Source organism: Ralstonia sp. 25C, from assembly GCF_051904805.1.
GTDB lineage: Bacteria > Pseudomonadota > Gammaproteobacteria > Burkholderiales > Burkholderiaceae > Ralstonia.
In genome coordinates this window covers 559,997-574,945 of the sequence record NZ_CP196738.1, presented here as the reverse complement: position 1 = coordinate 574,945, position 14,949 = coordinate 559,997, and the positions used below count along the sequence as shown (strand labels likewise).

Genomic DNA, 14,949 nt, shown 5'->3' with positions numbered 1-14,949 from the left:
ACAACGGAAAGCTGATTGCATGGAAGTCTCTCGTATCCGGGCCTTGCGCGGTCCGAACCTCTGGTGTCGTCACACGGCCATTGAGGCCATCGTGGCCTGCTCGGACCAATCTCTTCTGCTGGCCGAGCTGCCCGGCTTTGAAGACCGCCTGCGCGCGCGTTTTCCGGCCATCGGCCCGCTGCGCCCGGATGACGAAGCCGATGCACCGTCGATGGCGCACGCGCTGGAAGCCGCTGCGCTAGGCTTGCAGGCCGCCGCGGGCTGCCCTGTCACCTTCAGCCATACCGAGCCGACGCTCGAACCGGGTACGTATCAGGTGGTGGTCGAATACACCGAAGAGGAAGTCGGGCGACTGGCGTTCGAGCTGGCCGGCCAACTCTGCCTGGCCGCGCGCGACGACCAGCCGTTCGATCTGGACGACGCGCTGCACCGCCTGCGCGATCTGGACGAAGACGTGCGCCTGGGACCGAGCACCGGTTCCATCGTCTACGCCGCGGTGGCGCGTGGCATTCCGTATCGCCGGCTGACGCAGGGTTCGATGGTGCAGTTTGGCTGGGGCAGCAAGCAGCGCCGCATCCAGGCCGCCGAGACCGACATGACCAGCGCCGTGGCGGAATCGATTGCGCAGGACAAGGAACTGACCAAGACGCTGCTGCACGCGGCCGGTGTGCCGGTGCCGCTAGGCCGCTCGGTGGGCAGCGCTGAAGAAGCGTGGGAAGCCGCACAGGAAATTCACGGCCCTGTGGTGGTCAAGCCGCGCGATGGCAATCAGGGCAAGGGCGTGGCCGTGCGCATCCGCACGAAAGAAGAGGTGATGACGGCCTACGAAGTGGCGGCCGACATCTCGTCGGACGTGATCGTCGAGCGCTACATCCCCGGCCATGATTTCCGTCTGCTCGTGGTGGGCAAACACCTGGTGGCCGCCGCGCGTCGCGATCCGCCCCAAGTCATTGGCGATGGCAAGCACACGGTGCGCGAGCTCGTCGACGAAGTGAACCGCGACCCGCGCCGTGGCGAAGGGCATGCCACATCGCTCACGAAGATCCGCTTTGACGATATCGCACTGGCGACGCTGGCCAAGCAGAACCTGAGCGCCGACGCCGTGCCGCCAAAGGGCACGCGCGTGGTGTTGCGCAATAACGCCAACCTGTCCACTGGCGGCAGCGCCACCGACGTGACCGACGACGTCCACCCGGCCATTGCCGCGCGCGCGGTGGCTGCCGCGCAGATGGTGGGACTCGACATCTGCGGTGTGGATGCGGTGTGCGAGACCATGCTCAAGCCGTTCGAAGAGCAGGCCGGCGGCATTGTCGAAGTCAACGCCGCGCCGGGGCTGCGCATGCACCTGCAGCCGTCGTACGGCAAGGGGCGTGCCGTGGGCGAGGCCATCATCTCGACCATGTTTGCGGACGGCGACGATGGGCGCATTCCCCTGGTGGCCGTTTCCGGCACCAACGGCAAGACGACGACCGTGCGCCTGATCACCCATCTACTGGCGACAAGTGGCCTGCGCATGGGCATGACGGGCACGGATGGCGTGTACATCCAGGGCCAGCGTATCGACACCGGCGATTGCAGCGGCCCGCGCAGCGCGCGCAATGTGCTGCTGCACCCGGACGTGGATGCGGCCGTGTTTGAAACCGCGCGCGGCGGCTTGCTGCGCGAGGGTCTGGCGTTTGATCGCTGTGATGTCGCTGTCGTCACCAACGTGGGTGAAGGCGACCACCTGGGCCTGAACTACATCAGCACGGTCGAAGACCTGGCCGTGCTCAAGAGCGTGATCGTGCAGAACGTCGCGCCGCGCGGTATGGCCGTGCTGAACGCCGCCGACCCCATGGTTGCGCGCATGGCGGAGGGCTGCCCGGGTTCGGTCACCTTCTTTGCGCAAGACGTCAGCCTGCCGACCATGGCGCTGCACCGCGCGCAGGGCAAGCGCGTGGTGTTTGTCGACGGCGCCGACATCGTGGCCACCGAAGGCTGCAACGAGGAAACGCGCGAGACACGCATTGCACTGGCCGACATTCCGCTCACGCGCAATGGCACGATCGGCTTCCAGATTGAGAACGCCATGTCGTCGATTGCCGCTGCATGGGCGCTTGGCATTGATTGGGCGATCATCCGCCGTGGGCTGGCGACGTTTGTGAACGATGCCGCCACGGCGCCGGGCCGCTTCAACGTATTCGATTACAAGGGCGCCACGCTCATCGCCGATTACGGACACAACCCCGACGCCATCCAGGCGCTGTGCAACGCCGTGGTGAGCATGCCGGCCAAGCGCCGCTCAGTGGTCATCAGCGGTGCCGGCGACCGCCGCGACGAAGACATCCGCCGGCAGACGCAGATTCTGGGCGGCGTGTTTGATGACGTGGTGCTGTATGAAGACCAGTGCCAGCGCGGGCGTGCAGACGGCGAGGTGTTGGCACTGCTGCGTGATGGGCTGCAGGGGGCTCAGCGCACGACGCACGTTGAGGAAATTCGCGGTGAGTTTCTGGCCATTGATACTGCGTTGGCGCGCCTGCAACCGGGCGACCTTTGCTTGATCTTGATTGATCAGGTGGAGGAGGCGTTGGAGCATATTGCTAAGCGCGTTGCGGAGTAAGTTAGAACCCCGGTTGAGTGATCGCCGGGGTTTTGTTTTTGTGGTGCATCGCTTGTTTTGTCCTCTGCCGGGGAGGGCCTTGGTGGTCCATCCCTGTTTCACCCCCTGCCGGGGGCGACTCACTTTCTTTGTCTTGCCAAAGAAAGTAAGCAAAGAAAGGCGCGCCCGAGATGGCGACCCATCCCTTGAATTTCTGTAACCGGGCGGAGAAGGACCGAAACTCGCTGCGCTCAGACAGCGGTCCTTCTTTTTTCCGCCCGCTTACAGAAATTCAAGGCGCCATCAAGGGCAGGAACGTCAAAGGCCAAACCGACGGGGCACTCAGGCGGGCGCTAATGCGATTGGTTGCAGCGCATAGCGGCCAGTCCCATGGAAGACGAAGTGGTGCACTGGCAATCGATGGTTTGCTTTTCCCTGCCCTATGCGGCGCCTTGAATTTCTGTTGCAAGGAGGAAAAAGGAAGGGAAACTGTTTGAGCGCAGCGAGTTTTTCCCTTCCCCTCCTTGCGACATAAATTCAAGGAGTCTTTCGCCGCATCGGGCGCGCTTTTCTTTGCTTACTTTCTTTGGCAAGACAAAGAAAGTGAGTCGCCCCCGGCAGGGGGTGAAACAGGGATGGACCACCAAGGCCCTCCCCGGCAGAGGACAAAACAAGTGATGCCCCACCACTAGCCTATGATTGCACCTCCAGTCCAAGCCCCACCATCATGCCCAACACCCCCACGCTAGTCCCGGTCGAGCTGGCCAAGTCCTACCGCCTCCTCAATCACGGGCCCACGACACTGGTGAGCAGCGCCCACAACGGGGTACGCAACGTCATGGCCGCAGCGTGGGCGATGCCGCTGGATTTTGACCCGCCGAAGGTGCTGGTGGTGGTCAACAGCCGCACGCTGACGCGTGAACTGATCGAAGCCTCCGGCGTGTTCGCCCTGAACATTCCCACCCGCGCGATTGCGCAGACGACCCTCACCGTCGGTACGCTTTCCGGTCGAGACGGCGACAAGTTTGATGCGTTGGGCCTCGCCACAGTGCCCGCCCGCACGATCGAAGTGCCGCTGGTGGCCGGTTGCGCAGCATGGCTCGAATGCCGCGTCATCCCTGAGCCGCATAACCAGAAGCGCTATGACCTCTTCATCGGCGAAGTAACGGCCGCCTGGGCCGACCCCGCACTGTTCAGTCATGGGCGGTGGCATTTTCCCGATGCTGACAGCAAGACGGTGCATTACCTCTCGGGCGGCGCCTTCTTTGAAACGGGCGATGGGTTTGAGGTGCAGGCCAGGCAACCATGATGGATGGTGCCCACGGGCGGCAGCCGGACGCCTAGTCTTTCGACCGGTAATCCGTAGGCCGCATGCCCGTCCACTTGCGGAACGCGCGGTGGAACGCGCTCGGCTCCGCAAAGCCGACTGCGGCGGCAATATCCGCAATGGTGCGGCGCGTGTCCTGCAGCGCGCTGATGGCAATGTCGCGCCGCAGGTCGTCCTTGATCGACTGATAGGTGTGGCCTTCCTGCTTGAGGCGCCGCCGCATGGTGGCTTCGGCCACGTTCAGCTTGAGCGCCATGGCGTCGGAGGCGGGCCAGCTTGCCACCGGCAGGTTGCGCAGCGTCTTGCGCACGCGCGCCGCGAATGAATCCGGGTTGCGGTATTTGACGATGAAACTGCCCGGCGCATCGCGCAGGAAGGATTTGATCGACGAAGCCGTTTGCACTACCGGCAAGTCCAGAAAGTCGGGGGAGAGATCGACGTACGACGCCTCCTGCTTGAACGCCATGTCGTCGCAGAACATCAGGCGGTATTCCTGCGCATCGGGTGGCGTTGCGCACCGAAAGCGCGCGGCAATGAGTGGAATGCGCCGGCCCACCAGCCAGCATGTCAGCCCGTACACCATGATGAGCCACGTGGCATAGGTGAACATCGGCGGGACACGTGTGCCTTTGCGATGCACGAAGACCAGGCGTACGTGCTCCGCGCCTTCTTCGATCTGCACGTGCAGGTCATCCAGCACCAGACGCAGGAAGCCCGTGGCGCGTGCCAGTGCCTGCCGGCCGGTGCGCGCGGTGAGTGCGGCCTGCGTCATCGCCACAAAGCTGCCCCAGCGCATCGGGTGCGAATCCTGCCCGAAGAACTCGTCGTCCATGGCCTGGGCGATGCCCGCCCACAGCGCACCGTATTGGCTGGATGACACGCGGCTTCTGGGCGAGGTCAGCACCTGCGGCGCGATACCAGCAGCCGCAATGATCGGCTGAACGTCCAGCCCGCCTGCCTGCGCGCGGCTGAGCGCCTCGTTGACGAGGCTGACGGAGACGGTTCCCTTTTCGTTGTTCTTCATCGTCGTAGCAAGAGATGCCATGGGCCATGGCCAGCATGGCAAATGCGCTCACACAAGTTGATCGTCGCGGGCATCGAAGCCGGGCGGCCGCGTGCCTACACTTTTTCCCCATCGAATCAACGTGCCGCAAGGCTGCAAGTGTAAAGCGCCTGCCTGCGCAGCACTCTGTGGCGTTGTGCAGCCGACAAGCCAAGGCCAAACGATGGACGACTTCTATACCGAAGAGCAGCGGATGATCCACGACGCTGCACGCGACTTTGCCACCGAGCGCCTGGCACCCCACGCCGCGCAGTGGGACCGCGATGCCGAGTTGCCGGATGACGTGGTCCGCGAGATGGGCGAGCTGGGCTTGCTCGGCATGATCGTGCCACCCGAACTGGGTGGCTCGTACACCGACTACGTGGCCTACGCGCTCGCGCTGGAAGAGGTGGCCGCCGGCTGCGCCGCCTGCGCGACGATGATGAGCGTGCATAACTCGGTGGGCTGCGGGCCGATCCTGAAGTTCGGTACCGAGGCGCAGAAGGCACGTTATCTGCCGGACCTGGCCACCGGTCGTGCGATCGGGGCGTTCTGTCTGACCGAGCCGCACGCCGGGTCGGAAGCCAACAACCTGCGCACGCGCGCCGTCTTGCGCGATGGCAAGTGGGTACTCAACGGCAACAAGCAGTTCGTCACCAATGGCTCACGCGCCGATCTCGCGATCGTCTTTGCGGTGACCGATCCCGAGGCGGGCAAGCGCGGTATCTCCGCGTTTATCGTACCGACGGATACGCCGGGCTTTCATGTCGGGCGGCCGGAGCACAAGCTGGGCATTCGCGCATCGGACACGTGCCCCATCACGCTGGAAGATTGCGCTGTGCCCGAAGAGAACCTGCTGGGCGAGCGCGGCGAGGGGTTGAAGATCGCGCTGTCGAACCTCGAAGGTGGGCGCATCGGTATCGCCGCGCAAGCGGTGGGCATTGCGCGCGCTGCATTTGACGCCGCGCGCAACTATGCCAACGAGCGTATCCAGTTCGGCAAGGCGCTGCGCGAGCATCAGACCATCGCGAACATGCTGGCCGACATGGCGACGCGCCTCAACGCGGCACGGCTGCTCGTCCACCACGCCGCGCGCCTGCGTAGTGCCGACAAGCCCTGTTTGTCCGAAGCATCGCAAGCCAAGCTCTATGCGTCGGAACTGGCAGAGGAAATCTGCTCCAACGCGATCCAGATCCACGGCGGTTACGGCTACCTGGCCGATTACGCCGTCGAGCGCCATTACCGCGACGCACGTATCACCCAGATCTACGAAGGCACCAGCGAAGTTCAGCGGATGGTGATCGCGCGGCACGTCTGACGTATCGGCGTGCCATGCATCATCGACCGAACACAAGAGAGCGCACACGCGCCGACCAGGAGACGACGATGAACGAAGTGGCATCTGCAGCAACGGGGGCAACGGGTTTTGTTGAGGCGCGCGATTTCCTGCTGCGCCATCGCACCGACTACGACCGCGCGTACCGCGAGTTTGCGTGGCCGAAGTTGGACACGTTCAACTGGGCGCTCGACTACTTCGATGTCATGGCGCGCGGCAACGACAACCCGGCGCTGTGGATCGTCGATGACCCCCAGGGCGAAGGGCTGAAGCTTTCGTTTGCGCAGATGTCTGAACGTTCGTCACGCATGGCGAATTTCCTGCACGGTCTGGGTATCGTGCGGGGGGATCGCCTGCTGCTGATGCTGCCGAATCGCGTCGAGCTGTGGGACGTGATGCTGGCGGCGATGAAGCTGGGCGCGGTGGTGCTGCCGGCCACCACGCAGCTTTCGCCCGACGATGTGCGTGATCGCGTTGAACTCGGCGGCGCAACGACGGTGGTAGTCGATGCTGCGGAACTGCACAAGTTCGACACGGTGGACGCGGGCGTGCGGCGCATCGCCGTGGGTGCGCAGCGTGATGGCTGGATTGACCTGTCGGGCGCCTACAGTGCGCCCGCAGAGTTCGTCCCCGATGGCGCGACCAAGGCGACCGACCCGCTGCTGCTGTATTTCACATCGGGCACTACGTCCAAGCCCAAGTTGGTGGAGCACACGCACCAGAGCTACCCGGTCGGGCACCTGTCGACCATGTACTGGATCGGCCTGCAACCGGGCGATATCCACTGGAACATCAGTTCTCCGGGCTGGGCCAAGCATGCGTGGAGCTGTTTCTTTGCGCCGTGGAATGCGCAGGCCTGCGTATTCGTCTACAACTACGCGCGCTTCGTGCCGAAAGACACGCTGGACGTATTGGTGCGCTTTAACGTCACCACGCTGTGCGCGCCGCCCACCGTGTGGCGCATGCTGGTGCAGGAGCCGCTGGCGTCGTATGCCGTTAAGTTGCGCGAGATCGTCGGTGCGGGCGAACCGCTGAACCCCGAGATCATCGAGCGCGTGCGCAGCGCCTGGGGCGTGACCATCCGCGACGGCTTTGGCCAGACCGAGACTACCTGCCAGATCGGCAACACGCCGGGCCAGCCGGTGGTGCCGGGCTCGGTGGGGCGCCCGCTGCCGGGCTACCGTGTGGAACTGGTGGACCACGACGACCAGCCCGCCAGCGAAGGCGAGATCGTGTTGCCGCTCACGCATCGCCCCCTCGGCCTGATGCAGGGCTACGCCAACAACGCCAAGGCCACGGCCGAAGCCATGCGCAACGGCTACTACCACACGTCCGACGTCGCCATGCGCCGCGACGACGGCTACTTCGTCTACGTGGGCCGCACCGATGACGTGTTCAAGTCGTCCGACTATCGCTTGAGCCCGTTCGAGCTGGAGAGCGTGCTGATCGAGCACGAGGCCATTGCCGAAGCCGCCGTGGTGCCGAGTTCCGACCCGCTGCGTCTGTCCGTGCCCAAGGCCTTCGTGACGGTGCGTCAGGGCTACGAAGCCGGGCCCGAACTGGCCCGCGCCGTGTTCCTCTTTTCGCGCGAAAAGCTCGCACCGTACAAGCGCATCCGCCGCCTGCAGTTCAGCGAACTGCCCAAGACCATCTCCGGAAAGATCCGCCGCGTTGAACTGCGCCGGCTCGAACTGGAGCGCACCCCCGAACCTGCCCGCATGCCGGGGGAGTTCTGGGAAGAAGACTTCGCCTGACCCATCTGCTCCCATAAAACCCCGCCATCGATTCGCCTAGGAGACCCACATGAGCGCTGTCGCCTCTCTCGCTTCCGTCCAGCCCGCTGCCAATCAAGACACCCCGCCCACCGTCAAGCTGCTGATCGGCGGCGAGTTTGTTGAATCCAAGTCGAAGGAATGGCGCGACATCGTGAACCCCGCCACGCAGGAAGTGCTGGCGCGTGTGCCGTTTGCCACAGCGGACGAAGTGGACGCGGCCATTCGCGCCGCGCACGCCGCATTTGCCACGTGGAAGAACACGCCGGTGGGCGCGCGCATGCGCATCATGCTCAAGTTCCAGGCACTGATTCGCGAGCACTCGCCGCGCATCGCCCGCACGCTCACGGCTGAGCAGGGCAAGACGCTGCCGGATGCGGAAGGCGACATTTTCCGCGGGTTGGAAGTGGTGGAACACGCCTGCTCGGTGGGCTCGCTGCAGCAGGGCGAGTTTCTGGAGAACGTGGCGGGTGCGGTCAACACCTACACGCTGCGCCAACCGATTGGCGCGTGCGCGGGCATTACGCCGTTCAACTTCCCGGCCATGATCCCGCTGTGGATGTTCCCGATGGCCATCGTGTGCGGCAACACGTTCGTGTTGAAGCCGTCGGAGCAGGACCCGCTGTCGACCATGATGTTGGTGGAGCTGGCGCTGGAGGCCGGTGTGCCGGCAGGCGTGCTCAACGTCGTGCACGGTGGCAAGGATGTCGTCGATGCGCTGTGTACGCACGAACACGTGAAGGCGATTTCGTTCGTGGGTTCAACGGCAGTGGGCACGCATGTGTACCGCCTGGGCAGCGAGCACGGCAAGCGCGTGCAATCGATGATGGGTGCCAAGAACCATGCTGTCGTGCTGCCGGATGCCAACCGCGAGCAAGCCATCAATGCGCTGGTTGGCGCTGGGTTTGGCGCGGCGGGTCAGCGCTGTATGGCGACCTCCGTCGTCGTGCTCGTGGGCGCGGCACAGCAGTGGCTGCCCGATCTGATCGAGAAGGCTAAGAAGCTGAAGGTGAACGCGGGCGTAGAGCCGGGCACGGACGTGGGCCCTGTGGTTTCGCGCGCCGCCAAGCAACGCATTCTTGGCCTCATCGAATCGGGTGTGCGGCAGGGCGCCACGCTTGCCCTCGATGGTCGCAACGTTCAAGTGAAGGGCTATGAAGACGGCAACTTCATCGGCCCGACCATCTTCACCGACGTGAAGACCGACATGGACATCTACACCAACGAAATCTTCGGCCCCGTGCTGCTGGTGCTGACTGTACCCACGTTGGACGACGCGATTGCACTGGTTAACGCCAACCCGTTCGGTAACGGCGTCGGCCTGTTCACGCAGAGCGGCGCGGCTGCCCGCAAATTCCAGAGCGAAATCGACGTTGGTCAGGTGGGCATCAACATCCCCATTCCGGTGCCGGTGCCGTACTTCAGCTTTACGGGCTCGCGCGGCTCCAAGCTGGGCGATTTGGGCCCGTACGGCAAGCAGGTCGTGCAGTTCTACACGCAGACGAAGACCGTCACCGCCCGCTGGTTTGACGATGCGGTCGATGCTGGCGGCGTGAACACCACCATCAGCCTGCGCTGAGCGGCCAAGGAGCGTTCTCATGAAAATCGCATTCATCGGTCTGGGCAACATGGGCGCCCCGATGGCGCGCAACCTGATCAAGGCCGGCCACGCACTGACCGTGTTCGACCTGAACACGCAGGCAGTCGGCGCACTCGTGGAAGCCGGCGCCGCGGCCGCGGTGTCGCCCAAGGAAGCGGTGACGGACGCTGAGACCGTCATCACCATGCTGCCTGCCGCCGCGCACGTGCGTCATGTGTTGACGGCCGCAGACGGCGTGTTGGCCAGCATCGCCAAGGGCGTGCCCATCATCGATTCGAGCACCATCGACCCCGCCAGCGCCAAGGCGTTTGCCGCACTGGCGGCTGAGCACGGCAACACCTTTGTTGATGCGCCGGTTTCTGGCGGCACGGGCGGTGCAGCAGCGGGCACGTTGACGTTCATGGTGGGCGGTAGCGCGGCCGCATTCGAGCAAGTGCGCCCCGTGCTCAGCGCCATGGGCAAAAACCTCGTGCATTGCGGCGACACCGGCGCAGGCCAGGGCGCGAAGATCTGCAACAACCTCGTGCTCGGCATCACCATGGCGGGCGTGGCCGAGGCCATGTCGCTGGGCGAAGCGTTGGGCATCGACCCGAAGGTGCTGGGCGGCATCATCAACACCTCCACGGGCCGCTGCTGGAGCTCGGACACATACAATCCGTTCCCCGGCGTGATCGAGACAGCGCCGTCCTCACGCGGCTACACCGGCGGTTTCGGTACCGACCTGATGCTCAAGGACCTGGGCCTGGCAGGCGATGCGGCCAAGTCCGTCAAGCAACCGGTCTACCTGGGGGCGCTCGCCCAGCAGCTCTATCAAACCGTGAGCGGCAAGGGCGACGGCGGGCTGGATTTCTCCGCCGTCATCAAGCTGTATCGAAAAGACGGAGCGGCGTGATGATCGAACTGGATGTTCTGCACGACAACACCATCGCGCTGCTGACACTTAAGCGCCCGCCCGCCAACGCGTTCACGCCGGAAGGCTTGGCGCAACTGCAATCCACGGTGGAACGCCTGAACGCGGACTCACGCGTGCGCGCCATCGTCATCACCGGCGACGGCCCGAAATTCTTCAGCGCCGGGGCCGACCTCAACACCTTTGCCGATGGCGATCGCGAGGTCGCTCGCGAAGCCGCTGCGCGTTTCGGTTCCGCGTTTGAAGCGCTGCAGAATGCGCGCCCCGTGGTGATTGCCGCCATTAACGGTTACGCCATGGGCGGAGGGTTGGAGTGCGCGCTGAGCTGCGATATCCGCATCGCAGAGGCCCACGCCAAACTTGCCGTGCCCGAAACCGCCGTGGGCCTGCTGTGCTGCGGTTGCGGAACGCAGACACTGCCGTGGCTCGTGGGCGAGGGCTGGGCCAAGCGCATGATCCTGACTGGCGAACGCGTGGATGCGCAGACCGCCTTGCGCATCGGCCTCGTTGAAGAGGTGGTGGAAACCGGCGCCGCACGCGAAGCCGCCATCGCCATGGCGCTGCGCGTCACGACATTGAGCCCGCAGGCCGTTACCTTCAGCAAGCAGCTGATCCATCAAGCGCGCAACGGCGTGCCGCGTAGTGCAGCGCTGGCCGTGGAACGCGAGCGCTTTGTCGATCTGTTCGACCACCCGGACCAACGCGAAGGTGTAAACGCTTTCCTGGAGAAGCGCGCACCGCGCTGGCACACCGCCCACGAATCGGAGACGCTGCAATGAGCGCAGTCCAGATGCAAGCGACGTTCCCGGAGGCGGCAGCCGCCGAGCCCGAAGTGCTGATGCGCGTGGTGAACCGCGTGGCCATCATCACGTTGAACCGGTCATCGGCATTGAATGCCCTGTCGCACAACATGGTGCGGCAACTGGCGGTGCTGCTGGAGCAATGCCGCCATGACGACGGCATCGTCGCACTCGTGCTGCGCGGCGCGGGTCAGAAGGGCTTTTGCGCAGGCGGCGACGTGCGTTCGCTCTACCACCTCGCGCAACAAGGCCGCATGGACGGCGACGATGGCTGGCTGCAATTCTTCGTTGACGAATACCGGCTCGACTACGCGCTGCATCAGTTCCCCAAGCCCATCGTCGCGTTGATGGATGGCATCACCATGGGCGGCGGCATGGGTCTTGGGCAGGCTGCACGCCTGCGTGTGGTGACCGAGCGCACGAAGATGGCGATGCCTGAGACGCGCATCGGCTTTCTGCCCGACGTGGGCGCCACGCACTTTCTGAGTGTGATGTCGCCTGAACTGGAGTTGTATGTCGGGCTGACGGGCGTGACGCTCACGGGCGCCGACGCGCTGCATTGCCGCCTGGCTGATGTGTGTGTGCCCGCCGAATGGCTCGCCTCGTTTGAAGGCCGTCTGCAGCGCATGCCGCACGATGGTGACCTGATGCAGGCCTTGCGCCGTGTGTTTGAGCCGCCATGCAACATCGTCCCGCATGCGCCGCTGGCGCAGGCCATGCCGTGGGTGCTGCGCTATTTCGATCGTCGCTCGTCGGTGGACCGCATGGTCGCCACGCTGCGCGAGAGCCTGGAGCGTGAGCCGGCACGCGAGCTGCGCCAATGGCTGCAGACGACGCTCGATGCGATGACCTCGCATTCGCCGACCATGCTGCACGTCACGCGCGAGGCACTGCTGCGCGGCCGGCAGCTGTCGCTGGCGGAGTGCTTCCAGATGGAGCTTGGCATCGTCGCGCGTGGGATTCAGGAAGGCGATTTTTGCGAAGGCGTGCGTGCGCATCTGGTGGACAAGGACCATCGCCCCGGCTGGGCGCCTGCTACGTTGCCGCAGGTGCGGCCGGAGCGGGTGCGGCATTTTCTGGCGTCGCCCTGGCGGACGGAGGGGCATCCGTTGCGGGACATGGGGCGTCCCCAGCTGCGCTGAAGTGATGTGATGCGCCATCTGCGGCTTCAGGGCCAATGCGCTTTCCGGGGCGCCTCAATTGGAGACGCGTCTACGAAACCACGCGCTCCACGCTGACCGATTCGCAGATGGTCTCCTTGCCCGAGGCAACGACGCGCAGTGTTCCCGCCTTCCACTCCAGTGCAAACTGGCCGAAGTCGAGCCCCGTGTACACGTAGTTGCTGCCGAGCGTCTGCACCAGGTGTTCCATTGGCTGATCCGTGAACCGGTTTTCATCCAGCAGTAACGCCAACAGCTTTGTCTCCTGTTCCGCTTGCTCGCGGCGCTTGCGTAAAGCCACACGCTGGCGCCAGCGCATCAGGAGCAGCAACAGCACGAGCCCCACGGCAAGTGTGGGCGTTGACATCGGGACCAAGTTTGTTCTTCCTATGCAGTGAGGTTTGCCATGCATTGGCGCAGGTATCGCGCGCATTCTAAGCCTGCGGCTCGAGAGTGAACTGGTGACGTGGTGCGCGCTTCTCGTGTATGCCGCTTATGCAGATCCGAGTGAAACGACATTGAATTCACCACCCACCAACCCGCATGGCGCCTGCAAAATACCCCGTTTGCGTCAGCGGATTGTCACGATCGCAGTGCTATAAAAAACGCATGCGCTTTGCCACTCCAGGAGGCTCCCATGGCGACATCCGTCGATTCATTCGAGGTGAAGGTGTATCAGGGCGACAGCGCGGTGCTGTTTGCCTTTGACGTGGCCGATGCAGATCGGGCCGATCTGGCCGGCTTTGCCATTCAGTGCACCCCGCAGGGCCAGGCGCCGTACTGGGTGCCCAATCGGCTGACGTTCGATACGGCCGTTCATGCCGAGGCGCCGTTGCAGGCGGGCAAGTACGCCGATTCCATCGACGCGCCGTTGCAGTCGTTCCACTGGGTTCACTTTCCGCCGCACGCGGCCGGGCAATATACCTACACGGTGCATGCGCGTTACTTTGCGTCCACCAACCCGGTGCAGTTGGAAACGCGCGCTACACGCAGCATCAACGTGACGCTGCAACAGCCGATGAGCGACTGGGCCACTGTGGGCATGGTGCGCGGCTATGTGTCGTCGCAGGCGTTCATTGACCACTACGGCGGCAACACGGCGCTGGCGCCGGACAAGCGCGCACTGAGCAAATCGCCGCTGCTGTACGACACCCAGCCGTACCAGAGCAAATATGCCTACCTGGGCGCGACGGGCCGCCAGCTCATCATCGATCTGCTCAACCAGTGCAAGGCGTCCGATGGTTATGGCATCGACGTGCTGGCCTATGACTTGGACGAGCCGGACATCATCCGTGCCATCGCATGGCTGGCGCAGAACGGTCGCAAGGTGCGCGTCATTCAGGACAACTACATCGGCACTGGTGCACACCCGACGGGCCACGGCACACCCGATGCATTCGAAACGCAAGCCACCACCTACTTCGAGCAGGCCCGCGCGGAAGTCCGCCGCACGCACCTCGCACGTTTCCAGCACCACAAGGCGATCCTGCTGCACGATGCCGCGGGCAAGCCGGTGCGCGTGCTGGCGGGTTCGGCCAACTTCTCACTGCGTGGTTTGTACGTGCAGGCCAACAGCGTGCTGGTGTTCGAGCAGCCTGCCGCGCAGCTTTACGCGCAGGTGTTCGAGCGCATGTGGAGCCTGATCGGCCAGTACGGTGAGGATTCCGCCGGTGGCCGCAAGGTGGCCACGGCTTTCCGCGCCGATCCGCTGGCCGCCAACTGGCAGCCCGTGCCGCAGGGCGGCACACCGCGTGCGCGCTTCGCGTTCTCTCCGCACCAGACCGACGCGCTGCTCTCCGAAGCGGCGGACCGCGTCAAGGGCGCGTTGTCTTCCGTGCTGTTCGCGGTGATGGCCACCGATGGCGGCGGCGAGATGGTCGACACGCTCGAGCATGTTGTTCCGCAGAAGGCCGGGCTGCTCTCACTGGGCGTGATCGACAAAGCCAATGGGGTCAGCGCCTTCGCGCCGGGCCGTGATGTGCCTTCGCAAACCGTGTCGTTCGCGTATCTGAAGGACGAGGCGCCCGCGCCGTTCAAGCAAGAGGTGGATGCGGGCACTGGTCAGCACATCCACCATAAGTTTGTCGTGTGCGATTTCAACGGGGATGAGCCGGTCGTGTTCTGCGGCTCGTCGAACCTGTCGAAGGGCGGCGAGGAGCAAAACGGCGACAGCCTGATCGCCATCTACGACCCAGTCATCGTCACGGCGTATGCGATCGAGGCTATCCGGTTGTTCGATCACTATCGCTTCCGCGCGAGCGAATCCAAAGCTACGGCGGCCAATCCGCTGGTGTTGAAGACGACAGGTGCATGGGCGGACCCGTACTACGATCCGCAGAACATCAAGTTCACGGAGCGCACGCTGTTTGCCAAATCGGGCACGACCAAGGCCGTAGCGGTGGCCTGAATTCGCGCTCGCGGTCA

11 protein-coding genes are annotated in these 14,949 nt (G+C 64.3%); 9 read left to right on the top strand and 2 right to left on the bottom strand.

Annotated elements, in window-relative coordinates; translation table 11 throughout:
• The first annotated feature begins 19 nt into the window (after positions 1-19).
• The gene (gene cphA, locus ACS7SF_RS21100) at positions 20-2,599 is read left to right on the top strand and encodes a cyanophycin synthetase (protein WP_439894076.1); all 2,580 of its coding nucleotides are present in this window, start codon (positions 20-22) and stop codon (positions 2,597-2,599) included.
• A gap of 706 nt (positions 2,600-3,305) precedes the next feature.
• Entirely contained in the window at positions 3,306-3,887 is a 582-nt protein-coding gene (locus ACS7SF_RS21095) for a flavin reductase family protein (RefSeq protein WP_439894075.1), read from the top strand.
• 31 nt (positions 3,888-3,918) lie between these two features.
• Here the strand turns inward: ACS7SF_RS21095 and ACS7SF_RS21090 are convergent, their stop codons facing one another.
• Positions 3,919-4,929 carry an AraC family transcriptional regulator gene (locus tag ACS7SF_RS21090; RefSeq protein WP_439894446.1) on the bottom strand — a complete coding sequence of 337 codons (1,011 nt, stop codon included), beginning with the start codon at positions 4,927-4,929 and terminating at the stop codon, positions 3,919-3,921.
• Positions 4,930-5,131: 202 nt separating this feature from the next.
• Between ACS7SF_RS21090 and ACS7SF_RS21085 the strand changes: the two genes are divergently transcribed.
• The 6 genes from ACS7SF_RS21085 (at position 5,132) to ACS7SF_RS21060 (ending at position 12,507) form a co-directional block, all read left to right on the top strand.
• Entirely contained in the window at positions 5,132-6,265 is a 1,134-nt protein-coding gene (locus ACS7SF_RS21085) for an acyl-CoA dehydrogenase (RefSeq protein ID WP_426399707.1), read from the top strand.
• A gap of 68 nt (positions 6,266-6,333) precedes the next feature.
• Complete coding sequence (locus ACS7SF_RS21080; RefSeq protein WP_439894074.1) at positions 6,334-8,037, top strand: AMP-binding protein; 1,704 nt, start codon at positions 6,334-6,336, stop codon at positions 8,035-8,037.
• 49 nt (positions 8,038-8,086) lie between these two features.
• Positions 8,087-9,634, top strand: coding sequence for a CoA-acylating methylmalonate-semialdehyde dehydrogenase (locus ACS7SF_RS21075; protein WP_439894073.1), 1,548 nt, complete (start codon positions 8,087-8,089; stop codon positions 9,632-9,634).
• Between the two features lie 19 nt (positions 9,635-9,653).
• Positions 9,654-10,547 (top strand): 3-hydroxyisobutyrate dehydrogenase, encoded by an 894-nt coding sequence (gene mmsB / locus ACS7SF_RS21070; RefSeq protein ID WP_439894072.1) that lies wholly within the window; start codon positions 9,654-9,656, stop codon positions 10,545-10,547.
• Entirely contained in the window at positions 10,547-11,344 is a 798-nt protein-coding gene (locus ACS7SF_RS21065) for an enoyl-CoA hydratase (RefSeq protein WP_439894071.1), read from the top strand. Before mmsB ends, ACS7SF_RS21065 begins: the two co-directional genes overlap by 1 nt.
• Positions 11,341-12,507 (top strand): enoyl-CoA hydratase/isomerase family protein, encoded by a 1,167-nt coding sequence (locus ACS7SF_RS21060; RefSeq protein ID WP_439894070.1) that lies wholly within the window; start codon positions 11,341-11,343, stop codon positions 12,505-12,507. Before ACS7SF_RS21065 ends, ACS7SF_RS21060 begins: the two co-directional genes overlap by 4 nt.
• A gap of 70 nt (positions 12,508-12,577) precedes the next feature.
• Here ACS7SF_RS21060 and ACS7SF_RS21055 read toward each other — a convergent pair whose 3' ends face one another.
• Complete coding sequence (locus tag ACS7SF_RS21055; RefSeq protein WP_439894069.1) at positions 12,578-12,901, bottom strand: hypothetical protein; 324 nt, start codon at positions 12,899-12,901, stop codon at positions 12,578-12,580.
• A 261-nt stretch (positions 12,902-13,162) separates the two neighbouring features.
• On the opposite strand from ACS7SF_RS21055, the gene ACS7SF_RS21050 reads away from it, so the two are divergent.
• Positions 13,163-14,932 (top strand): phospholipase D-like domain-containing protein, encoded by a 1,770-nt coding sequence (locus ACS7SF_RS21050; protein ID WP_439894068.1) that lies wholly within the window; start codon positions 13,163-13,165, stop codon positions 14,930-14,932.
• Positions 14,933-14,949: the final 17 nt, after the last annotated feature.